At 37.6% G+C, this 24,577-nt stretch carries 20 protein-coding genes and 1 pseudogene; 20 read left to right on the top strand and 1 reads right to left on the bottom strand.

The genetic code is table 11. The features are described from left to right. Positions 1–8 precede the first annotated feature (8 nt). The 9 genes from KHA96_RS09965 to KHA96_RS10005 all read left to right on the top strand — a co-directional run bounded on the left by KHA96_RS09965 (position 9) and on the right by KHA96_RS10005 (position 12,635). A complete protein-coding gene (locus KHA96_RS09965; protein ID WP_213129154.1) occupies positions 9–887 on the top strand; it encodes a carbohydrate ABC transporter permease in 879 nt (292 codons plus the stop codon). Positions 888–902: 15 nt separating this feature from the next. Further along, positions 903–2,924 (top strand): SBBP repeat-containing protein, encoded by a 2,022-nt coding sequence (locus KHA96_RS09970; protein ID WP_213129155.1) that lies wholly within the window; start codon positions 903–905, stop codon positions 2,922–2,924. Further along, positions 2,917–5,181 (top strand): DUF5696 domain-containing protein, encoded by a 2,265-nt coding sequence (locus tag KHA96_RS09975; protein WP_213129156.1) that lies wholly within the window; start codon positions 2,917–2,919, stop codon positions 5,179–5,181. Before KHA96_RS09970 ends, KHA96_RS09975 begins: the two co-directional genes overlap by 8 nt. Then, positions 5,178–6,035 (top strand): carbohydrate ABC transporter permease, encoded by an 858-nt coding sequence (locus KHA96_RS09980; RefSeq protein ID WP_213129157.1) that lies wholly within the window; start codon positions 5,178–5,180, stop codon positions 6,033–6,035. The genes KHA96_RS09975 and KHA96_RS09980 overlap by 4 nt, the downstream gene beginning before the upstream one ends. 417 nt (positions 6,036–6,452) lie before the next feature. Continuing rightward, the gene (locus KHA96_RS09985) at positions 6,453–7,388 is read left to right on the top strand and encodes a carbohydrate ABC transporter permease (protein ID WP_349305725.1); all 936 of its coding nucleotides are present in this window, start codon (positions 6,453–6,455) and stop codon (positions 7,386–7,388) included. Between the two features lie 21 nt (positions 7,389–7,409). Then, complete coding sequence (locus KHA96_RS09990) at positions 7,410–8,618, top strand: glucoamylase family protein (protein ID WP_213129158.1); 1,209 nt, start codon at positions 7,410–7,412, stop codon at positions 8,616–8,618. Positions 8,619–8,626: 8 nt separating this feature from the next. Further along, on the top strand, positions 8,627–11,038 hold the full coding sequence (locus tag KHA96_RS09995; protein WP_213129159.1) for a beta-galactosidase: 2,412 nt from the start codon (positions 8,627–8,629) through the stop codon (positions 11,036–11,038). A 349-nt stretch (positions 11,039–11,387) separates the two neighbouring features. Then, complete coding sequence (locus KHA96_RS10000; RefSeq protein WP_213129160.1) at positions 11,388–11,876, top strand: GNAT family N-acetyltransferase; 489 nt, start codon at positions 11,388–11,390, stop codon at positions 11,874–11,876. A gap of 33 nt (positions 11,877–11,909) precedes the next feature. Next, the gene (locus KHA96_RS10005; RefSeq protein ID WP_213129161.1) at positions 11,910–12,635 is read left to right on the top strand and encodes a YwaF family protein; all 726 of its coding nucleotides are present in this window, start codon (positions 11,910–11,912) and stop codon (positions 12,633–12,635) included. On the opposite strand, the gene KHA96_RS10010 is transcribed toward KHA96_RS10005, so the two are convergent. After that, positions 12,629–13,072, bottom strand: a complete 444-nt coding sequence (locus KHA96_RS10010; protein WP_213129162.1) for an SRPBCC family protein — start codon at positions 13,070–13,072, stop codon at positions 12,629–12,631. The two genes, KHA96_RS10005 and KHA96_RS10010, sit on opposite strands and share 7 nt — an antisense overlap. Before the next feature lie 260 nt (positions 13,073–13,332). On the opposite strand from KHA96_RS10010, the pseudogene KHA96_RS10015 reads away from it, so the two are divergent. The 11 genes and pseudogenes from KHA96_RS10015 to KHA96_RS10065 all read left to right on the top strand — a co-directional run. Beyond that, positions 13,333–13,473 (top strand): annotated as a pseudogene (locus tag KHA96_RS10015) (transposase); the annotation flags it as partial. A gap of 7 nt (positions 13,474–13,480) precedes the next feature. After that, positions 13,481–14,653, top strand: a complete 1,173-nt coding sequence (tnpB, locus tag KHA96_RS10020) for an IS200/IS605 family element RNA-guided endonuclease TnpB (RefSeq protein WP_213129163.1) — start codon at positions 13,481–13,483, stop codon at positions 14,651–14,653. Positions 14,654–14,763: 110 nt separating this feature from the next. Continuing rightward, the gene (locus KHA96_RS10025; RefSeq protein WP_213129164.1) at positions 14,764–15,225 is read left to right on the top strand and encodes a GyrI-like domain-containing protein; all 462 of its coding nucleotides are present in this window, start codon (positions 14,764–14,766) and stop codon (positions 15,223–15,225) included. Positions 15,226–15,326: 101 nt separating this feature from the next. Then, on the top strand, positions 15,327–15,815 hold the full coding sequence (locus KHA96_RS10030) for a sigma-70 family RNA polymerase sigma factor (protein WP_213129165.1): 489 nt from the start codon (positions 15,327–15,329) through the stop codon (positions 15,813–15,815). A 4-nt stretch (positions 15,816–15,819) separates the two neighbouring features. Beyond that, positions 15,820–16,962: an anti-sigma factor gene (locus KHA96_RS10035; protein WP_213129166.1), complete on the top strand. Its 1,143-nt coding sequence runs from the start codon at positions 15,820–15,822 to the stop codon at positions 16,960–16,962. A 186-nt stretch (positions 16,963–17,148) separates the two neighbouring features. After that, positions 17,149–18,606, top strand: a complete 1,458-nt coding sequence (gene hpaB / locus KHA96_RS10040; RefSeq protein WP_213129167.1) for a 4-hydroxyphenylacetate 3-monooxygenase, oxygenase component — start codon at positions 17,149–17,151, stop codon at positions 18,604–18,606. A gap of 316 nt (positions 18,607–18,922) precedes the next feature. Next, positions 18,923–19,852, top strand: a complete 930-nt coding sequence (gene cysK, locus KHA96_RS10045) for a cysteine synthase A (protein WP_213129168.1) — start codon at positions 18,923–18,925, stop codon at positions 19,850–19,852. 85 nt (positions 19,853–19,937) lie between these two features. After that, positions 19,938–20,780: an ABC transporter ATP-binding protein gene (locus KHA96_RS10050; RefSeq protein ID WP_213129169.1), complete on the top strand. Its 843-nt coding sequence runs from the start codon at positions 19,938–19,940 to the stop codon at positions 20,778–20,780. Beyond that, on the top strand, positions 20,713–21,471 hold the full coding sequence (locus KHA96_RS10055) for an ABC transporter permease (protein ID WP_213129170.1): 759 nt from the start codon (positions 20,713–20,715) through the stop codon (positions 21,469–21,471). Before KHA96_RS10050 ends, KHA96_RS10055 begins: the two co-directional genes overlap by 68 nt. 137 nt (positions 21,472–21,608) lie before the next feature. After that, positions 21,609–22,589: an aliphatic sulfonate ABC transporter substrate-binding protein gene (locus KHA96_RS10060; RefSeq protein ID WP_213129171.1), complete on the top strand. Its 981-nt coding sequence runs from the start codon at positions 21,609–21,611 to the stop codon at positions 22,587–22,589. 382 nt (positions 22,590–22,971) lie between these two features. Continuing rightward, complete coding sequence (locus tag KHA96_RS10065; protein WP_213129172.1) at positions 22,972–24,555, top strand: M3 family metallopeptidase; 1,584 nt, start codon at positions 22,972–22,974, stop codon at positions 24,553–24,555. Positions 24,556–24,577 lie beyond the last annotated feature (22 nt).

The raw sequence follows: 24,577 nt of genomic DNA on the forward strand, positions 1-24,577 counted from the left end.
GGAGCCAAATGTCCACCTTTCAAGGTACTAAGATAAACCCAACAAAGTTTCATAAGAGTCAAATGAAGTTTTATGCGTTTTTAATACCTTTAGCCATCTTTATGGCTTTGCCAATTATTTATATTGTTTTTCATGCTTTTAAGCCGATCGATGAGTTATTTGCCTACCCACCACGTTTTTTTGTGCAAAAACCAACATTTCAGAACTTTGTTGATTTATTTGCACAAACAAATGCGTCAGGTATTCCAATATCTCGATTTTTATTTAACAGTATTGCTGTAACTATTATCGTTGTATTCTTAACGATACTTTTCAGTACAATGGCAGGATATGCATTGTCTAAGAAAAATTTCTTATTAAAGAAAACAATTTTTGAAATTAACACACTTGCGTTAATGTTTGTACCAGCAGCTGTGGCTATCCCAAGATACTTATTGATCGAGAAACTTGGATTAATTAATTCTTTTTGGGTTCATATTTTGCCATTATTGGCGATGCCTATCGGTTTGTTTTTAGTAAAGCAGTTCATCGACCAAATTCCAAATGAACTTGTGGAAGCAGCAAGGATGGATGGCGCATCTGATTTCCGAATCTATACGACTATCATCATTCCACTTATAAAACCGGCAATTGCTACAATCGCCATTTTGTCATTTCAAACGGTTTGGAATAATATCGAAACCTCTACGCTTTATGTGAACGACGAAGGATTAAAAACTTTTTCATTTTTCATGTCGACACTGGCTTCACAAGTAACGGGAAATACAGTAGCCGGTCAGGGAATTGCAGCGGCAGCTTCTTTAATTATGTTTTTACCAAATTTAATTATCTTTATCATTTTGCAAAGTCAAGTTATGAATACAATGGCCCACTCAGGGATCAAGTAAGGAAGGGGAAGGCAAATGCAGCAAATTTTCAAAGTTATCTTATGCGCATCAATATTCGTCCTTTTCCCCTTTCTGAATGTTGTTTCGGCATCCGCTCCATATGAAACAATGACGGTATCACCAAGTGGGGATTTAATCGAAACACAAACGGCGTATGAACCGCTCGGTCGCTTATTTACGGGTGTGGAAATTGTTAATCCAGAAGATATTTTCATAGACTCAAAAGGTTCTATTTATGTGGTTGACTCGGGAACAAAAAAAGTTCTAGTTGCTGATTCAAAGGGTTCCGTAGTTGCTGAAATTGGAGCAGGTATTCTTGGGGCGCCAAAAGGTGTATTTGTTGACGAACAAGGCGATATATTTGTTGCTGATTATGAAAAGGAAAAAATATTTCGTTTTTCGAATAAAGGTGAGTTAGAACATGAATATGGAAAGCCAGATTCACCACTATTTGGAACAAAGTCACCTTATAAACCGCAAAAAGTAGCAGTTGACCGCAGAGGTAATATTTATGTCGTTGGAGAAGGCTCAACAAATGGAATGATGCAGCTCAGCCATGCTGGGGAATTTTTGGGCTACTATGGGGTAAATAGGACGGAAGTTTCAATAAGCTCTGTTCTTCGAAATTTAATTGTTTCGGAGAAGCAGAAGGCATCATTATTTATGAAAACTCCTCCTGCACCAGATAATCTAGCCATTGACGGAGAAGGGCTTATTTATTCTGTTACCCAAGGAACAAAGACGGAGACAATCAAAAAATTAAATGTAGCGGGGCAAAATATGCTTTACCCATACATTTTAGATGATGCTACTCTTGTAGACATTACAGTTGATGCAAACGGCAATATGTTCGTCATGAATGGTTCAGGAAAAATCTTCGAATATGATAGCTACGGAAATCTATTATTTGTTTTTGGCGGGAAAGATGATGGAACGAATCGTCTGGGCCTATTGAAACAGCCTAGTGGGATTGCAGTCGATCGATTCGGAAGAATTTATGTATCAGATAAAGAGACTGGTATGATCCAAGTTTTTGAGTCTACGGCATTTTCCAATCTAGTACATGATGGCATCGCATTATATAAAGAAGGTCTTTATGTTCAAAGTCAGAAGTATTGGGAATCTGTATTATCATTAAACTCTTCTTTTGGACTAGCCCACACAGCAATGGGAAAAGCTTATTATAAGCAGCAGCAATATGACGAAGCCCTTGAGGAATATAGGCTTGCGGAAGATGTGATGGGATATTCAGACTCATTCTGGGAAGTGCGTCATGCTTGGATGCAGAAGCACCTTGAAAAAATACTTGTCATAGGTTTTGTACTCGCAGCTTTATATTATGTTATTAAATTCTTGGATAAAAGAAAAAACATTTTAAATGGTTTTCGCCGTATGTGGGGCAACATTAAAAGGAGAAAGCTCGCTTCTGAACTACTCTTTCTATTCCGCTTCTTTAAACATCCAATTGATAGTTTTTATGAATTGCAAAGGATGGGAAAAGCATCGGTCTTATCGGCCACTATTTTATACTTGTTTTTATTCGTTGCCTATATCATTCAGCGATTCCAAACAGGTTTCATCTTCTCTTCCTATCGAAGTGATGAAACTAACATTATGTATGAGTTTGCCATTATCTTTGTTCCGCTCCTCGCCTTTATTATCGTCAACTATTTAGTAAGCACAATCAACGATGGTGAAGGAAGATTCAAAGATATATATATCGGAACGATTTATTCACTGGCACCTTACTTAGTATTTATTCTACCTCTTACACTCCTGTCGAATATATTAAGTGGAAATGAATACTTTGTTTATTTATTTTCCATCAGGATTATATACGGTTGGTGCTTAGTTATTTTATTCATCATGATTAAAGAAATTCATAACTACACCATTTCAGAAACATTTAGGAATATTTTCGTTACATTGTTTGGAATGGCGATGCTGCTATTAGTCGTATTCATTATTTTCGTCTTAATGGACCAAGTATATGACTTCGTCTATTCCATCGTAAAGGAGGCCTTGCTGCGTGTATAAAAAATGGATGTTTGCAGTTGTTATTATGATATTGCCAGTTCTTATTATTGCAAATCACTCATTTGGAGCGAACTCAGACCAATCTATAGATACGATGGATTTAAGCGATCATATGATGAGATATTCTTCGGCTCAATATACTCAGCCGGAGATAGATGTAAAGCAAGAGATTGAGCAGGATTCTACCTTTGAAGGATTTACTAAAGCAGCTGAAAGTAATGATTTGGTTCTTTATGTAAATGAAAAGTCATTGGCGATTAAGCTGCAAAATAAAAAAACGGGCTATGTTTGGGGATCTGGATTAGATCATCCTGAAAATTATAGATTGAACAAAACATGGGAACAAATCGTTCAATCTGCCATTACAGTTGATTACACCGATCGCCAAGGAAAATTAAGAACAGAGAGCATTTTAACGAATGATTCCAGTCCGACTGTAAAACTTTCGGATAATGGTTTTAGTGCTGATATATTCTTATTCCAGTCCAAGCTTAAATTTCAAATGGATGTACAGTTAAAAGGCAATGAGCTGGAAATCTCGATACCTCAGGAAAAAATGAAAGAAGATAAACGCAATAAGCTTGTATCAATGCAAGTCTTTCCATTTCTAGGTGCAATGAATGAAAATGATATTCAAGGTTATATGTTCATCCCTGATGGAAGTGGAGCGTTAATCCGCTATGAAAAAAGTTCAAAATCTAGCGGAACTCCTTTTATTGGCTCCATATTTGGTGTGGATGAGGGAATTAAAAATAAAACAAAGGCAAGCAAAGATGTCATCCCTGTTCAACAAATAAAAATGCCGGTTTTCGGCGCAGTCCATGGGGTTAAACAAAATGGGTTTATCGCGATTGTAGAAGACGGTTATTCATACGGAGATATTGTTGCCTATCCTGCGGGAGCATCTACAGATTTTAATCGTGTCTCATCAAAGTTTAATTATCGATATGAATACTATCAGCCTACTAGTAAAAATATGAATGGCATCAATGTCTACCAAAAAGAAATGAATAAAATGGACATAAAGCTCAAATTTATCTTTTTAAGTGATGAGGAAGCTGATTACGTCGGAATGGCAAAAACGTATCGAAATTATTTAACGGATCAAAAGCTATTGACGAAACAAGAGGATAAGGCAAACGTCCGTTTAGAATTTTTAGGTGGAGAAATGAAAAAGGGACTATTGTGGAATTCTGTTATTCCAATGACCCCGATTGATCGCATCCCTTATTTCACAAATGAATTAAAGAAAAATGGCGTTGAAGATATGTTCGTCATCTATAAAGGCTGGTCAAAAGGCGGCTTAACCGGATCGCTGCCTGGGAAATTTCCGATGGAAAGAAAATTGGGCAGTAAAAAGGATTCCAAATCGACTATTGATAAATTAAATAACGATCATATCCCAATGTATTTCTACACCGACTACACGAAGGCATATGAAGGAGCATCGGGATTTTCGGGAAGCAAAGATGTTGCGAAAAAATTAAGTGCAGAAACGATTTCCCATAAAGAAAATGATCTTACATCGTATTATTTATCGCCTAAAAAGGCACTCAGCATCGCGAAAAAAGATCTCAAAAACTACGAAGTGTATGGAATGGAGAACGTCGCTGTTGACTCCAGCGGTTTTACTTTATTTTCTGATTTCAGCAAATCTAGTAAGCTAACCCGTATGGAGACGATGGAAACGTACAAAGATATCTTTTCGTTTTTAAATAAAAATGTTGGCGGGACAGCCCTGTATGAACCGAATGTATATGCATGGGCTAATACGGATAAATATTTGGACATCCCGATGAGTTCTTCGAATTATGTTTTTGAAACAGATACCGTGCCATTTATGCAAATTGTGCTGAAAGGGTCTATCCCTTATTACGCACCGTTTACAAACTTCAATTCTAATCAGGAAGATCAGTTGCTGCGCATGATTGAATACGGAGCGTACCCATCCTTCCTGTTAACAGAAGAGCCTTCACACTTACTGGCAAAAACACCTTCTAAAAATGTGTATACGTCAGAGTTTAAAGTTTGGAAGGACGATATTATCAAGCAATATAAACAAATACAAGAAACACTCGGGCAAGTAGAATCAGCAACGATTGAAGGCAGAAAGGTTCCAGAAAGCGGCGTCGTTGAAGTAACGTATTCAAATGGAAAGACGTTAATCGTCAACTATACGAATTCCACATTTATGAAAGATGGAGTGGAAGTTAAAGCGAAAGGTTTTTCTATGATTGACAAGGGGGGAGAGCAGTGAGACTAAGGGGACTAAAAGCTAGACATAGTATGACTGGATGGTTATTTGTTTCACCTTGGATCATTGGATTTTTGATCTTTACTGCTGTTCCTTTGTTTTACTCTTTGTATTTAAGCTTTCAAAAGGTGAAAATCACGACAAGCGGAGTTCAAACTACGTTTGTGAAGTTTGAAAACTATAAATATGCGTTTGGCGTTGATGCCCTTTTTGTTGATAAACTAACAAGCTATTTAAAGGAACTTGTCATATCAGTTCCAATCATTATCGTTTTCTCCCTAATCATTGCTTTGCTGTTAAACCAGAAAGTGAAATTACGCGGGATGTTCCGGACTATTTTCTTTCTCCCCGTTATCATTTCCAGTGGGCCGGTGATTAAGGAGCTAATCGATCAAGGGATTACAACGATTCCTTCTATTGAAAACTATGCTATATACGAAGCATTGAGTTCGAATCCAGATGGGTTTATAAATGGAATATTGCTATATTTGATCAAAAACTTGATTGTCATCCTTTGGTTTTCAGGTGTGCAAATATTAATTTTCCTTGCGGCCTTGCAAAAAATGGACGGCCAGACATATGAAGCTGCATCGATCGACGGTGCATCACCATGGGAATGTTTTTGGAAACTAACCCTGCCTAGTCTAGCACCTATGATTCTCGTAAATATCATTTACACGATCGTGACATACTCAATTTTTTCATTGAATCCCGTCATCGACCATATTCAGAAAAACATGTTCAAGGTAGACACTGGTTTCGGTTATGCGTCAGCATTATCTTGGATCTATTTCGTCATTATTACTATTGCACTTGCACTCACAGTTGGCGCCATGACGTTGAAAAGGAAAAAGTAAGAAAAGTGGAAGCGCCTGCTCATCGACGTACAGGCCCACAGGATGTGGGTCCGTCGACGTTGCCACAGGACGTGGCGGTTTTAGTCGACGTTCCTTTTTCGGCCTTTGACCAAGATAAAGGAAACACTGCGAGGTTGGAAAAGCGGAAGGTGCCTGGTTAGCCCCGACAAGCAAATGTTCTGAGTCAAAAAAGTCCGGTCTTTGACTTTTTTTGACTCAGGTTATTTGACCTCGAGGGGCTGGTGACTGCAGCTAGACAAGACGAGCTAGTGAAATTGGCACTTCAAATTTCACCTAGTGAAATTGGCACTTCAAATTTCACCTGATGTTGACTTATCGTAGTGAAAAGGACAGGAAGTTTGGTAGTCGATAGGCGCTGGAACTGGACAGCGAAAACCTATAAAGGAAGGGTTCAATGTGCAAAAATTAGAAAATCATTATTTAAAAACTAAAAAGTGGCTTTTAGGTATGCGTGGGAATGATGGTTTCCTTTTAAAGGTTCTTATATATGGTCTATTGATCGGAATCGGATTTGTTTACTTATATCCGCTCTTACACATGGGTGTATACAGCATTAAAAACTTGGATGATATTTTAAATCCTCTTGTGAATTGGATTCCGACTCAATTTTATTTAGGGAATTATGTAAAAGCGAATCAAGTACTAAACTTTTTCCCAATATTACTAGAGACTCTTTACGTAACTGTTTTGCCATCTGTCGCCCAAACGGCAGTCGCGGCGGTTGTTGGATACGGCTTGGCTCGATTTACTTTCCGCGGAAAAAATATTTTATTTGTCCTAGTTTTGACAACATTTATTATTCCGCCTCAAGTCACGCTCATCCCAAGGTATATATTTTTCAATGAATTGAACATATTAGGCAGTTTGAATGCATTTATGCTTCCTGCTTTATCGGGGCAAGGAATCAATAGTGCAATCTTTATTCTAATTTTTTATCAATTTTTTAGAATGATGCCTAAATCACTGGAAGAGGCAGCACAAATCGATGGAGCGGGAAATCTGCGAATATTCTTTACGATAGCCATCCCAATGGCCGTTCCAGCAATCATCATTTCATTCCTGTTTTCATTTGTATGGTATTGGAATGAAACATATTTAGCATCGATCTATTTCGGAAATGAATTAACGACATTGCCATTGCAGCTTCAGAAATTCGTAGCGGCCTATCAAAAAATGTTCCCTGCTGGTATGGAGGGAAGCGCTAATCAAATTAACGAGGGAATTAGAATGGCAGGTACGTTACTTTCCATCTTGCCGTTATTGGTCGTTTACTTTATTACGCAAAGATGGTTTGTTGAAGGGGTAGACAGAACAGGTATTACCGGAGAATAACTTTTTGAAGGGAAGAACATCATGGAAAAGCCTAATATTTTGGATTTGGAAGCAAAGGGTTGCTTTGATTTCTTTTGGAACGAAGCGAACTCAGATAAAAATTCGAATGGATATGGATTAATTCTTGATCAATCCGCGAATAAGCAAGTAGCGAGTATTGCTGCGGTTGGTTTTGGATTGACCGCAATTATTATCGGAATTGAAAGAGGCTGGATTACTCGAGAAGAAGGGTATGAGCGTACGAAGGGCACGCTTGAAACTTTCTTGCATCATGTCGAACACGAAAAAGGCTTCTTTTATCACTTTTTGAATATGAAGACAGCCAAAAAGAATGAGACGTTCCATGATTGTGCTTCTATCATTGACACGACATTGTTTTTAAATGGAGCTATTACATCTGCAGAATATTTTGAAGGTGAAATTAAAGAGCTTTTTGAAAAAATTTATGAACGCATTGACTGGACTATTTATTACGACGAACCTGTAAATCAGTATTTTATGGGATATGACCCTGAAAGGGGAGGCTTCCACCACTGGGAAACATATGCGGAGCAAATGACGCAATATGTGCTTGGTGTCGCTTCACCTTCACATTCTGTTCCAGTAAAAATTTATGACGGTTTTGAACGAAAAACAGCAAAATACGGTCCTTATGAATTTATTAATGCACCAGGTGGGGCCTTGTTCGTTCACCAATTTTCACATGCGTTTATCGATTTTAAAAAGGTTGTGGATAAGGACGGAACGGATTGGTTCGAGAATTCTGTGCAAGCTTCATTAGCAAGCCGCCACTATAGTATCGAGAACCCGAACGGGCGAAAAACCTATCATGAAAATGCGTGGGGTTTAACTGCTTGTGCGTCGCCAAATGGTTATATCGTACCGGGGACTCCGCCATTTTATCCGGATGTGACTCCGAATAATGAAGGTACGGTTCCACCATGTGGTGCGGCTGGTTCAATCGTTTTTACACCAGAGGAATCGATTGCAGCAATGGAATATTACTATGAAAACCATCCACAGTTATGGGGAGAATATGGTTTTTGGGATGCATACAACTTAGATGTTGAGCCGGCATGGTATGCGGAGCATGTAATTGGAATTGATAAAGGAATTACGCTTCTTATGATTGAAAACTATAGATCTGGTCTAGTGTGGGATTTATATATGAAAAACAAATACGTTCAGCGCGGTATTGAAATGCTGGGCTGGAAGAAAAGAGAAGCCTGAGGTGCCATATGATCGAAATCAAAAATAAACAAATTTTAATCGACGGCAAACCACAGCTAATCATGTGTGGAGAAATTCATTATTTTCGCCTTGACCGTACCGATTGGCAGGACCGGATTGATAAGCTGAAGCTTTCCGGATGTAATGCAGTCGCTACGTATGTACCATGGGTCATTCATGAGTTTGAGGAAGGGAAAATTGATCTAAGCGGTGATACGCGTCCTGAGTTAGACCTTAAAGCATTCATAGATCTATGTGAGGAAAACGGCCTTTATTTCTTTGTTCGTCCAGGTCCATTCATTATGGCAGAGGTGAAAAATGAAGGACTTCCATACTGGGTATACGAAAAGCATCCTGAAATCATTCCAACAGGCTGGGACAAGCAGCAGGCAGCGACAAAAACAATCGACTATTTGCACCCAGGATTTTTAAGTGATGTGAAAAATTGGTATCGAGCTGTTATGGAAATTGTAAAGCCTAAATTGTATCCAAATGGAAATGTGATTGCTTTCCAGCTTGATAATGAAATTGGCATGCTTTCTTGGGTCAGCAATTGTCCGGATTTAACGGATTTTGTATTGGATGATTTTGCAGGATGGTTGACTCGTACTTATGACGATGAGACCTTGGCTAACCGATATCCGTTTAATGTTTTGGAAATAGATATTCGTAATGAGTCAATTCGTTCTCCTCAAGAATCATATTCATTGGAATTAATGAAAGATCTCGGCTATTTCATGAGAAACCGCTTTGCAAGATATATCGCGACGCTCCGTGAATATGCAGAGGAGTTTGGTGCAAAAGATATTCCGTTCGTTGTGAATATTCACGGAACAGGTGGCGGACGCGGGTTTACATTCCCGATTGGCATCAGCCAGTTATATGAAACATACACGCAAGGACCTGGGTATTTATCCGGCTCGGACATATACTTTGGCGATTTGACAGTAGAAACATTCCAAGATTTATATTTGATAAACGGATTTATGGATTCCGTCCATCTTCCAGATCAGCCACTTACATCAGTTGAATTTAATTGTGGAGATGGAAACTTCGGTAATAATCTAAGTGGACGCTACGATCCTTCTGCGACTGATTTTAAAACGAGAATGTGCATCGCCCAAGGAAATCGATTGATCAATTATTATTTATTTGCCGGCGGCAGGAACTATCGTTTTGACACATCGAGAGGCGATGGTAATGATCGGATCGCTTTTACCGGCGAGCACCATGGCTTTGCTGCACCTGTAGGACCAGAAGGGAAGTTAAATTATACGTTCCCTCGAATGGCGAGATCCATTAAAACAATGATGGCTGTTGCAGATAAGTTAGCGGCGATGGATGAAGAGCGCGATAATATTTCCTTCGCCTTTATTCCAGATTACTATATGACGGAATACCGCTATCCAACGAGTGAAAAGATGAGGCAAGTATTATCAAATATTGAGGCGAACCGTGCATACAGCTCTTGGGAAAGCATGGGACGAGCACTATTATTATCGGGATATCGATTCGGTGCGCTCGATATTCAAAATAAGCCACTTTCAATTAATGATACAGAAGTACTCGCTTTACCATCCGCGAAATATATGGCAGCGGATATTCAAAGTAAATTGGTGAGCTTTTTAGAGGCGGGTGGAAGGATTCTTGTATATGGAGAACTCCCACAATATGATATGGAGGGCAATCCTTGTACAGTTTTAGCAGATGCATTATGTATTAAAGTAGTGGGGGAAAAGCGCGATAGCTCGGAATATTACTTGTCGCTGAACGCTTTAAACTGGGCAGCACCACGTCCGGAAACAAGAACCCACTTTGCACAAGTGTTAGAATCTGATTCTGCGACACCGCTTTTGAGTGTATATGGTACAGATGAAGTGTGTGCGTTTGAGTCTGCAGTAGGTGAAGGACGAGCGGTTGTGGTAGCTGCTGCATATCCATGCGATCTAACTTTTTATAAAAAAGTATTTGCACAGCTGGGTGCAGTAGCAAAGCTTACTCATGATTATGAGGATCATGGTATTTTTAGCACATCAACTGCAAATGCAGAGGGTGAGCGCTTCATCCATTTATTAAACTTAGATGGATTAGATAAAACGTTGAGGGTTTATCATGATGGAGAAGCATTATTTGCAGGAAAAGAGTTGCTGCTCCAAAGCAAAGAAGGAGCAATGCTTCCTGTGAATGTGAAGCTGGACGGAATTGGAGAAATTGTTTATTCGACAGCTGAAATCATGCATGTCAGCGAAGATGAAATTGAGTTCCATTTAACACAGGCGGAGGACGAAATTGCACTTCGAACGGAGAGATCCATTTTAGCCAGTGATGATTATGTTACTGAGCTTGTGGATGGGGTAAGCTATATTCGTTCTAAAAAGCATGCGAAAGTGGATGCGCAGTTAGTTGTAAAATTTAAATAAAGTGAATGGAAATCCCGGGGGAATTAGGTTTCTCTTGGGATTTTTATTGATTGCCACTTCTGAATAGAAAAAACGAATCAAAGTCATCTATCGGTCATGTGGATTAGAAAAAACTTGATTTTATTCCTCTATCCATTAAATACGGGAACCAATTGTGATAAAAACCTAATTTCGTTCCCGTATCTGCCAAATGCATAAACAACTGTAAGAAAATCCAATACGAAGGTCACTAATTATCATATTGATATCCTATTTTCAAAGATTTGTACTGTATATGCAGAAAATAAAAAAGCAGGAAAATCCCTACTAATATTGAATATATCATTGTAGATAAAAAGAGGTGATTTCCATGATAAAAGTTAGAAATATTGAAGAATATGAAATTGAATTTTTAAAGGACATGATGTACGAGTCCATTCATATTCCAGAAAATAAGCCACCTAAAGAGGAATTGTTAAATCTTCCTGATCTGAAAAAATATAATGAGAACTGGGGAAGGACTGGAGACCGGGCATTGTTAGCTGAAGATAGTGATGGCAAAGCTTTAGGAGGAGCTTGGTATCGATTATTCGATGAACAAAATAAGGGCTATGGATATGTTGATAACTTTACACCGGAATTAGGAATTGCTGTTTCTCCGGAAGCAAGAGGGATGGGGATAGGCTCATTACTAATGAATGCATTGATAGAACAGGCGAAGAATGATGGCTTTAAAGGATTGTCTTTAAGTGTAGACCCAAATAACGATCGGGCTGTCCATCTATATAAAAAACTTGGATTTGAGGAATGCGGAGTCTCGGGTACATCTGTGACGATGGTATATACACATTCGAAGTGATAATAAAATTGAAGATTTCAATGAGGTAGGATTATGGCAGAAAAAAACGAATACATGTTCATAATGTTTTCAATCGCCCATTTTGCAGCGATTGTCGTTTTATTTCTTAGCCTTATCCTACTTTTTATTTTTAAAAAGAAAATAAAAAACTATTCTAATAAACTAGTTCTGACTGAACGGATTTTTGCACTGACATTATTGTTGATGGAGATTCTTTACCATGTATGGTTAACTAGGATCGGAAAATGGAGTTTAGTCGACTCTCTTCCATTGGAACTGTGCAGCATTAGTTTGATCATGACCATTTTTCTACTTTGGACTGGAAATAAGTACATATATGATTTTGTTTTTTACGCTGGAATAGGTGGAGCGCTACAGGCAATGGCAACTCCAGTTCTAGATTTGAGTTTTCCTCATTTCAGGTATTTTCACTTTTTTTACACCCATATTGGCATTGTAATAACGGCCTTTTACTTTACTTGGGTTAAAGGCTATATTCCCACCTTTAAAGGGGTTGTAAAAACCCTTGTTGCTTTAAATTTAGTGCTTCCACTCATATTTACAGTGAACTATTTTTTTAACGGGAATTATATGTTTTTAAAAGAAAAGCCTGTAAATGGGAGTTTGCTGGATTTTTTGGGTCCATATCCTTGGTATATTTTATCGCTCGAGGCAGTGGCCTTTCTAATATTTACTGTCTTTTGGCTTTTATTTAGGAATAGGGGGATAAAAAAGGCTAAATCTCGTCCTTATCAATGAATTAATGATGCTCTTAAATCACTTACTCCATTTTCCAGATAACACTTTAAACAAGAGAGCATATATACCCAGCCTTCTTTTTGTCCTAACAATTTATTCACCAATTCAGGGTCATTTTCTTTAAATCCAGATTCAATAACTTCAATAATTGTACTTGTATCATATAACTCGTTTAATGTAATAGTAACAGCTGTTTCCGAATTGTTTTCACTTCCCCAAGAAAATACAATTTTCTTATTTGAAGCGACCTCTAATACATTTATGACTCCCTCAGCTCCATATTCATCATATTTTAATGTAATTGCCTTACCTTTTTCCCATCTTTCAGAGCTAGAGGAGAACCAGAAATTCCCGATTTTTTCTGGGTCGACTATAGCCTCAAAAACTTCTACAGCTGGCCTATATATTTTTAATTTAGTAGTTATTTGAGTAATCATAATTCATCTCTCTTTTTAGAAGTAATTTTTCATTATTATATACCCTTCTTTACTGTCTATACCATCAAACGTGTGTTGTTGTATGAGTAAATTACCCTGCTTTGGTTTTTATTTCTGGAAAGAAGGGACTTTTATGATATAGCCGAGAACACTTGTGATTTCATATCACGTTAACGATTCGACATATGCCAAAATACAGATTGCATATAGACCCTGGATAATCGTAACTCCATCACAAAAAGGTGCTAACATATGGTACATTGATATTTAAAGAGTTCCCTGAGTTAAAAGGGACACTCGGGGGTGGTCATCTCTGGAACCCTTCTTATTTTGTCGCAACCGCTAGCGAACAGACAAAGACCCAGATTCGGCAGTACATTCAAAATCAGAAGGGGAGGTGAGCATCCTTTGATCGTGAACAGAGCCTATAAGTTCAGAATCTATCCCACTAAAACTCAAGAAGTCCTAATCGCCAAAACCATCGGGTGTTGCCGTTTTGTTTACAATTATTTTGTAGGAAAACAAAAAGGGAAAGATGCCTATTGGCATATGGTTGCGGAAATGGTTCAAAACGGACAACTCCCTAGGAACAACTGGAAAGGAGAATTTTTCCATAAGAATAAGTCGATTAAAGCTCTTCCAGAGTTGAAGAAACACTATCCATTCTTGAAAGAAATAGACAGCATCGCCCTGCAAAAATCGGTTGAAATCGTCCATGAAGCCTATAGAAGATATTACAAAAAACAAAATGATGAGCCTCGCTTTAAGTCAAAAAGAAATCCCGTCCAATCCTACACAACGAAATATGTAAATGGAAATATTGCCGTGCTAGGCAAACAGATAAAACTCCCAAAACTGGGACTTGTACGCTTTGCGAAAAGTCGAGAAGTTCATGGGCGAATAATCAATGCCACCATTCGGCGGAACCCTGCTGGTAAATATTTTGTTTCCATTCTTGGTGAAGTGGATATACAGCCTCTACCCAAAACAGGTTCATCCATAGGGGTCGATGTTGGATTAAAAGATTTTGCCACTCTATCAGATGGAACCGTATACAAAAATCCAACGTTTTTTCGCACGTTAGAGGAAAAGTTAGCCAACGCCCAACGTATCCTATCCAGGCGACAAGTAGGCTCCTCCAATTGGCATAAACAACGAGTGAAAGTCGCCAAAATCCATGAAAAAATCACGAACTCACGGCAGGATAGGCTGCATAAAATCTCCACCCATCTTGTTAAAAACCACGACTTGATTGGGATGGAAGATTTAGCTGTAAAAAAGATGCTTAAAAATGTCCATCTTGCAAAGGCAATCAGTGAAGTATCGTGGTCACAATTCAGAACGATGTTGGAATATAAAGCAAAATGGTACGGAAAACAAGTAGTCCTTGTTGCAAGGAATTTTGCTTCCAGTCAACTTTGTTCTCATTGTGGTCATAAACATAAAGCCGTTAAGGATCTTGCGTTGCGTGAGTGGACTTGCCCATCATGCGAATGCCTTCATCAACGTGATCTTAACGCAAGTATCAATCTTCGCAATGAAGCATTGCGATTAACCGCAGGAACTATGGGGATAGCCTAATCCATTAGAAGCCAAGGGGTTTCTGTACCTAGGAATCTTACGACTTTAGCCGTGAGAGGTTCAATAGTGAAGTAGAAATATGGAAATAAAACATTTGAAGGAGTGGAAATGTGGCAACGACCCAAGTAGAAATTTTAGAAAAAGAAGAAATCCTTTTAGTTGGTTTTTCCGTAATGGAAAGTCTTAATGATATTTTAGCAAATAGGACTGTAGGGATATTAAGAAAGGGTTTGGATAAAAGAAAACATGAAGTTGTAAACCGAGAGGGAGATGGGATATATTTAATTCAGCTTTACTCGGCTGGGGGTTGGACTCCAGATACACCATTTAAAAACATTGTTGCCATAAAGGTTTCTTCATTTGGAGAAATTCCGAGCGATATGGTAACTCATGTAGTACCGGCGGGACGCTATGCGAAATTCGTACATGTCGGCTTGGAATCGGAAATTAGTCATACGTATGAACGTATTAATAATTATGCTTTAAGACCATTTGACGTGGAATATTGGGAAGATATTCACTCACTTGAAACGGAAGAAAGTGAGATTGATATATACATACCTGTTGAATAGGGAAGGCAAATGCACTGCTTCTAAAATGAAGTGGTGTTTTTTTCATCGTAAATTGTAACCTTTTTATTTCTCATCCGTGTTATTAGCGAAGGGAGGAAGAGATGAAGGAATCATTAGAATCGATTTATAATTTTTACTTTCGGGATATATATCGCTTTCTCCTTTCACTTTGTCGCGATCATCATACGGCTGAGGATTTAGTTCAGGAAACCTTTTTACGGGCGTATTTGCATGTAGAAAAATATGAGCATGAAAGGGTAAAGTCCTGGCTTTTTGCGGTTGCTTACCATGCATTTATTGATTATTATCGCAAACAAAAACGTATTGAGATAAAACAAGAGAGCTTTTTTTCGAGACTATTTGATCGTAGGAAGACACCTGAAGAAACGCTCGTCATCCAAGAAGATATTCAAGAAATTAGTAACTTACTAAAAGATTTGCCAGAAAAGCAAAAACATGCCGTCCTGCTGCACGATTTCCATGAACTAAGCTATGCAGAGGCAGCGGCGGTTATGGATATCTCTTTAGCAAACTATAAAGTTGCATTATTTCGCGGCAGGCAAGCGATGAGAAAGAAAAAAGGTGAGTGAAAAGATGAGTGATGAATTTAAAGATAGGTTAGACGCATATGAAAAAGGTGAATTGAATGGTGAAGAATTAGCTGATTTTGAAAAGGAATTAGAAAAACTAGAACAATATCAAGAGCATCTTGACGAAAGAAAGCCTCCGTCAACCATTCCGATGATTGAAAAAAAGCAAATCAGGATTCTTAAAAGAAGCAAGTGGAGAGCACGTTTTCAAACAGCTTTAACAGCATTAGGTATCTTTATTCTTGTCATGTTCGTTTCAACTATTTTAACAGCCATCTACTATTCATGGGGAGAACCAGATCGAGCTGATGTATTTGCAAAGGTTATCGACTACACATTAGCCGTTACAGAACCGGATGGAGAATTAGGGGGTACCAGTACAAATGTAAAACCATTTTTCAGAGCTGAGATGGAGAGGGATCTTAAGAAAAGAGTAGGCCATGAAACAATGAAAGTGGGCGACTTAAAGGTTAACTTCCTTTTTTCCCTCATGTCGTTCCCAGAAAGCAATTACATTGGAAATGTATCGCAAAATCAACCAATATTTTCGTATCCAGGGTATGACCGCGGATCGTCGGAATGGGATCGGCTTGAAAAACTTGCAGAAGGAACGGTCGTGTCGGCTTATATTTCTTTTTACAAATTGGAAAGTACAAAAGAGGTTTTTCAGACCTTAGGTGAAAAGGAATTTGATATTTCATGGTTTGCAGTAGACACCGGGAATACGTTTAAAGAAGCTGATCAAGATAGTGGTGTCATTCTAGATCCCATTGGATTTCCAAGTACCCCTATATGGCATGATGACGATATGAAACTAGATTCGAGGGAAGAAGAAAAAGGATTTTTATTTGGGAAAGTAATTATGGAAGGTCATTCATCTCCAAGTTATGAGGAAGGCGACACCGACATGCTTCATACTCAATTTTTAAAAACGCTCCGTTTTCTTGAAAAACATGAAAAGTTGGCTAATAAATTATATGGAGGAAGGAAGTTAGATCTCGAAAAAACAATACATTATCTTGAAAAGAATGGAATAAAACATTACGGTGTTGTCATTACAGGTCCTACAAAAGAGATATTGAAGCTGAAGAAAGAGAAAGCAATTAGTACAATTGAAGTGGATGAGGTTGGCTTTTGGAATTGGTAATAGTTCAATTTTTAAAAGAGGGGGGCGTGTTCCTCCTTTTTCATTCGTTTCATATTGGAGAAATTAATAAAAAAACAGCCTTTCCTTTATTAAAAAGAAAGAACAGACTAATGCCCTTCTTAATACAATAAACCATACTAAACAGGTCGTTTTTTTACTTTTCATTTAGGAAAAGGAGTGTTAAAAGTGGGAGCCATTACTGGAAAAGACTTTATAGACCGATTAAATCGACTGAAAACAGAAATATGGTTTAACGGGGAAAAAGTCGAAGGGAAAATATCTGAACATCCCGCATTTAAAGGAGTCATTCATGCAAAAGCTTCCCTTTATGATTTGCAGCATGAGCCTCAATTAAAAGATGAGATGACATTCTCTTTTCCAGGAAAAGAAGATTCTATCGGACTTTCTTATTTGCAGCCCAAAACAAAAGCTGATTTAAAAAGAAGAAGAAAAATGATGGAACATTGGGCAAAACACACGCATGGAATGATGGGAAGAAGTCCCGATTATATGAACTCTGTGCTTATGAGCTTTGCTTCTTCTGCTGCTTTGTTAAAGGGGCGAGAGAACTGTTTTCCTGAAAATATTCAAGCTTTATATGAAAGAGCAATGGAACAAGATTTATCATTTACACATTCATTTATTACTCCTCAAGTAAATCGCTCCCAACTCAATTTGGAATTTTCCAAAGAACCTATTTCTGCTAAAGTCGTCGAGAAAAATGAAAAAGGACTTGTTATTAAAGGAGCTCGTCTTCTTGCTACTCAAGGCGGTTTAACGGATGAAATTCTTGTTTTTGCTGCTCCAAAACTTTTTTTTGACCCAAATGATGCATTCGCTTTTTCAATCCCTTCTGATACGAAAGGTTTAAAATTTATTTGTAGAGAGTCTTTTGTTGGAAGCGAGTCTATTTTTAATCATCCACTTAGCTCAAGGTTTGATGAAATGGATTCAATTGTCGTTTTTGACAATGTTTTAGTCCCATGGGATCGCGTCTTTTATTATGATGATACTGAAATAGCTGGCGACTTCCTTATTAAAAGTTCTTTTTATTCTTTTGCCTACTATCAGGCCATTATTAGGCAAGTGGTGAAGACAGAATTTATACTAGGTGTAGCTGAACTACTAGTCGAAACAATCAATGTAAGTGAATATCAGCATATACAAGAAAAGCTTTCTGAAATTATTATTGGGCTTGAGACAATGAAAGCTCTCTTAGATAAATCGGAAAATGACGCTGAAATTGATGAGTGGGGCTATATGCGTCCAAACATCATTCCTTTACAAATCGCAGGTACGACCTTTCCTAAGATTTATCCTCGTTTTTGCGAAATCATTCAATTGATAGGTGCGAGTGGAATGGTTTCATTGCCAACAGATAATGATTTTGACTCACCAATAAAACCAGAATTGGATAAATATCTACAAGCTGCTAATAGAACTGCCGAAGACCGAGTGAAACTATTCCGTTTGGCGTGGGATATTACGATGAGTCCATTTGGAACGAGGCAAATCCAATATGAACGATACTTTTTTGGCGACCCGATTCGATTATCCAGTCAATTATATAAAAGCTATTCGAAACAAAATAGTGTGGATATCGTTCGTCAATTCTTAGGTTTAAAAAATGAATATAATCTATAGTTGAGGCGGAATGCCTCTTTTTTTTGTTATAGCTTAATTTTACGCATTTTTTAGAACAAGAAATTCAACAAAAAGCTCTAGCATAGCGAATGAGACCCTTATTGCAAAACGATTGCTTCTATTCATTAAACTATGTCTCCTAATACGAAGTTTCAAAAAAAGCATTATCAAAAGATATTTTGTATGATGAATAACTGATTTACCACATATAAAGGAAATCTTCATTTAAATGTAAGTAAAAAGGTATGTATTATAGGAAATAGATTTGCTATAATGGAAAACATGCTAACACGAAAATGAAGGTTGAGGTTCTTCTATGTTACAGGTTGTTCATAATATTGCTGAATTAATTGGTGACACACCACTTGTAAAATTAAATAAACTGCCAGAAGCAACAGGTGCGGAAGTATTTGTAAAGCTTGAATATTTTAATCCGAGTAGGAGTGTAAAAGATCGTGCGGCTTATAATATGATTTTAGAGGCTGAGAAAGAGGGACTCTTAAAAGAGGGGTCGACCATTATCGAGCCTACTTCTGGAAATACGGGAATTGGACTTGCTATGAACGCTGCTGCAAGAGGATACAAAGCGATTATTGTCATGCCTGATTCTTCAACAGCTGAGCGAATAAATATTTTAAAAGCATATGGAGCCATGGTCGTTCTTACTCCTAGTATTGAAAAAATGCCTGGAGCTATAAAGAAAGCGCGTGAGATTGCGGAGACAATCCCTAATAGTTTTATTCCAATGCAGTTTGAAAATATTGCAAATCCAGATATTCATCGGAAAACAACTGCACTTGAAATCATCGGGACATTTGAAGATTACGAGAAAAGATTAGCAGCTTTCGTAGGAACATCGGGGACGGGGGGGACAATTACAGGAACAGGAGAAGCATTAAAAGCCTATGATTCTTCCATTTCTGTACATGTCGTTGAACCTGCGGGCTCACCCGTTTTGTCTGGTGGAATACCCGGTAAGCATAAGCTTGTTGGCACTAGTCCAGGCTTTATTCCGCCAATCTTAAATACTTCTGTATATGATGAAATTTTTCAAATAAAAGATGAAGAAGCCTATGAGACAGTAAGGAAATTAGCGAGAATGGAAGGGATCCTAGTGGGACCTTCTAGTGGAGCGTCCGTATTTGCTGCTCTAAAAGTGGCAAAAAGATTAACATCAGATAACGTTGTTGTCTGTATTGCTCCCGATACAGGAGAGCGTTATTTAACAAGTGATTTATTTAGTTAAACAGGATTATATTCCTGTTTCCTTTTTACAGTTAAACTTGATAAAAACAATAGGAATAATGAAGTATAGACAACGAGGTGAGGAAATGTATTTAACCATTGAGGGGATCGACAAAAGCTTCATTAATGAAAAAAATAATAGTTTAAAAGTTTTGGATGACATCAGCTTAAATATTGAAAAGGGAAGTTTTGTTTCAATTGTAGGTCCGTCTGGCTGTGGTAAATCAACATTGCTTTATTTAATCGCGGGTCTTGAGAAGGCTGATAAAGGTGAGATAAATATATCTGGAAAAAAGATTCTACAACCTGGACCAGATCGAGTTGTTGTATTTCAAGAAGCTGGTTTATTTCCATGGTTGACCGTTTTAGAGAATGTAACGTACGGTCTGCTGTTAAAAAAGATGGATAAAAATGAAGCGGAAAAAAAGGCGAAGGATATTTTGAAAATGGTCCATCTGAGTCGATATATTGACGCTTACCCACATCAACTTTCGGGTGGGATGAAACAACGGGTTGCAATTGCAAGAGCCCTTGTAATGGAACCAGATATTCTATTAATGGATGAACCTTTTTCAGCGCTTGATGAGCAAACGCGGATGGTTCTGCACAAAGAACTTTTAGAAATTTGGAAAAAAACAAAAGTAACTATCTTTTTTGTCACGCACAACATTCGTGAAGCCGTGCTTTTGTCTGAAAAAATCGTTGTATTTGCGACACGTCCGGGACGAATTAAAGAAATTATTACTGTTCCAACTTCAAAAGAAGGAATCATGCCAGACAGCATAACGCTTCATACAGAACAAAGAATATTATCTTTGTTAGAAAATGAAATTGAAAAAGTGTTGAAGGAGGAAATGGGTGATGAATACAGCTTTGAGACGAATCATCTTCATCGCGACGATAGCGGTGATATGGGAAGTCACATCTAGATTTTCCGGTCTTCCAGACTTCATGTTTCCAAGATTGACACAAGTATTTGAAACGTTATTTAACGGCCTAATCAATGGCCAAATTGCTGCAGCTATAGGGAAAAGCTTTAGCCGACTTCTTATTGGTTTTGCTATTGCCATTATTTTAGGGCTATTTATGGGATACCTCATTTGGAAATATAAAGTTGTGGAAGATACACTTGGGTTTGTTGTAACAGCACTTCAATCAATCCCAAGTATTGTCTGGTTTCCGTTAGCAATCATTTGGTTTGGATTAAATGATTTTGCCATTTTGTTTATCGTTACAATTGGAGCAACATGGACGATGACGGTTAGTGCTACCAGTGGATTTAAAAATGTTCCTACATTATATCAACGAGTAGCAAAAACATTCGGTTCAAAAGGATTTCATTTTATAAGGACTGTTATATTGCCAGCATCCATTCCGCAGCTGCTTTCTGGTTTAAGAATTGCTTGGGCCTTTTCTTGGCGAGCTCTTATGGCAGGGGAATTACTGGGGGCAGGCGGTGGACTTGGTCAGCTTTTGGAAACTGGAAGATCTTTAGGACAAATGGATCTAGTTATTTCGGTCATGATCATTATTGCAGTCATTGGGACGATCATGGACAATGTTGTTTTTACGCGTTTAGAACGCAGTGTACAAACAAAATGGGGAATAAACCGAGCTTAGTGAATGCCGCTTTTCTCGTATATTGAAATATTTTAAGAATGAATCTAGTTTCAAACGGAATAAGAAAAGGAATTCCTTTGTGATTTTACATATACATCAAACCAAAACAGCCTAGTGAAAAAGGAGTAGACAAAGAGATGAAAAAATTATTCACTTTATTTGCAGCTATATTGCTGATAGGGGTATTAAGTGCCTGCTCAAAAGCAGAATCTGGAACAGTAAAGATTGGATACTTTCCTAACTTAACGCATATTGCTACAATCGTAGCTCTTGAAAAGGGATATTTCAAAGAAGAATTTGGAGAAAAGGTAAAGATCGAAACGAAAACATTCAATAATGGTGGATTATTTATGGAAGGTATGACCACAAAGGCTATTGATGTTGGGACAGTTGGACCGGGGCCATTGCTTAACTTTTATGTAAAAAATCCTAAGTTTCACCTCATATCGGGTGCAGTAAATGGTGGCGCAGTTCTTGTTGCTAGTGAAAAAAGTGGAATAAGTGAACTTAAAGATCTTGATGGAAAAAGAGTAGCCATCCCAGTCATTGGGAGCACACAGGACGTCATGCTAAGAAAGGCACTGCAAGAGGTTAATTTAAATGCTAAAGAAAACGGCGGCACCGTTGAGTTATATGCGGCTCCCCCGGCGGATACAGCAACCTTATTTGTACAAAACTCAGTTGATGCGGCGGCAACGCAAGAGCCATGGGGATATGTTCTAGAAACGCAAGCAAAAGGTAAGTTGCTGCTAGATTGGGATTCATTTGCATGGGGAAAGGAATCGACGAATACAGTTGTTGCAGCGAGTGAAGATTTTCTAAAGAATAAAGAATTAGTTACGGCTTACTTAAAAGCTCACAAGAGAGCAGTGGATTTCATTCAAGAACATCCGGAAGAAGCGCAAGATCTTGTTATAAAGCATATTAAAGATTTGACTGGTAAAGAAATTAATAAGGACGAAACGACGGCTGCTTTTAATAGATTGCAAGTAACAACGGATGTAAACGAACAAGTCATACAGGAAATGGCTGACATTAGTAAAGATGCAGGCTATGTACCAAGCAATGATATAAAAGGTTTATTTGATCTTTCATATTTAAAGGAAATAGAAAAATAACATTTTATTTTTAAGACGTTTCTAAAAAACTAGAGGCGTCTTTTTATTTGTTAAGGACATTTTCTTCACTTTGTTAAAAGAGGGAAATACTAATAATTGTAGAGTAATTAGGTGGAGAAAAAGAAATGAGTAAGAAAACGATGGAAACTAAAGAAGATGGAAAAACATTTTAACAGGTCACGGGATGTCCATGTTCCACTTCTATGATTTAGATGGCAATCGTTTTAATGTTAGTTGTTTTGTTTAAAATTAGCCCACGTATTTCTCTTGCAAATCTATAATTTTGAAGAAGCTGCCGGCTCGTTTTTTATTAGTGAAAAACCCCCTATGATATAATGATAAACAGTTGAGTTCATACGGATTAAGGGGGTTTTTAGCATAAATGTCAATCCAAAAAATTGAAGAATTTCTTAGTGACCAAAATAAGTCTATACAATTACTCTATAAACCAATTCTCTATAACCATTGGATGTCGGCGACAACAGGTGATAAAGAGTGGAGCGACAAACATGAACAGTCCTTGAAGGAATACTATGCCTACTTCGCCGATCAAGAGGCTTATCAAAAAGTTGTAGCCTTTAAAAAGGAGCAGTCTCTTACTGCGCTCCAAGAACGCCAACTGGGCGATTTATACAATAAAATGGTGAAAAATCAACTAGATCATAGTGAACTAGGTAAAACGTTAGAACTTGAAAAAAATATATCCTACGTTTTTAATACATATCGACCTACACTTACTGGAAAACAAGTAACGAATAATGCCCTCTTACATATTCTTAAAAATAGTAATGATAATGAGGAAAGAAAAGAAGCTTGGCTTGCTAGTAAACAAGTTGGAAAGAAAATTGAGCAAGATCTTTTGAAATTAATACATAAACGAAATAAAGATGCACAAGCATTGGGATATAATACCTTTTATGAAATGAGTCTAGCTACTCAAGAATTGGATATTAATACGGTTTTTAATGTTTTTCAGCAATTGAAGAATATATCAGATGAACCTTTCCGCTTAATGAAAGAGGAGATAGACGTAGAACGGGCTGGAATTTTGGGTGTTAAAAAAGAGGATCTGCGCCCTTGGCATTATGTAGATCCGTTTTTTCAAGAAGCTCCGCCTGTTAGTGGCGTAGATGTTGATCATTTTTACAGTCGTAAAAATCTTGAAAAGATTGTTTCAAATACTTTCAATGCAATGGGGTTGCCTATTGATGAAATTCTTCTAAGAAGTGATTTGTATCCTCGTGAAAATAAGAATCCTTTTGGTTTTTGTACGAATATTGATCGTGAAGGTGACATACGGGTTCTCGTAAATCTTGATGAAAGTGTTTTTTGGGCTACGGCCTTATTGCATGAGTTTGGACATGCGGCATATTTCAAATATATTGATAAATCTTTACCATTTTTATTACGGTTTCATTCTCACTCATTAACAACAGAAGCGATAGCCTTGTTTTTTGGACGACTAACGAAAAATGTTGAGTGGTACAAACGTTTCTTGGAAGTAAAAGAAGAAGAACTAATGGAAAAATTACCTGCAATTGAGAAAATGCTGCAACGACAAATGTTGGTTTCTGCCAGATGGATGATGACATTTTCTTTTTTTGAAAGAGAATTATATGAAAATCCAGATCAAGATTTAAATCGATTATGGTGGGATTTAGTAAAGGATATCCAATATATTCACCCCCCTGAAAACACAAGCTATCCTGATTGGGCTTCGAAAATGCATTTTTCATTAGCACCCGCCACTTACCAAGACTATTTACTAGGTGAATTAATGGCGTCGCAGCTGCAACATTATATTGAAACGAATATTTCTAAAGACTTATTTAGACCAGAGGTTGGAAAGTTTTTAAAAGATAATTTCTTCCGATATGGAGCTTCATTACAGTGGAATGAAAAAATAAAAATGGCAACCGGGGATTACTTAAATCCTGTGTATTTCATTAAGCAGTTTTTGGATTAATTTATTCTTAATAATAGAAGGG

The sequence above is a fragment of the Bacillus sp. FJAT-49711 genome (assembly GCF_018343715.1).
GTDB lineage: Bacteria > Bacillota > Bacilli > Bacillales > Bacillaceae_C > Lederbergia.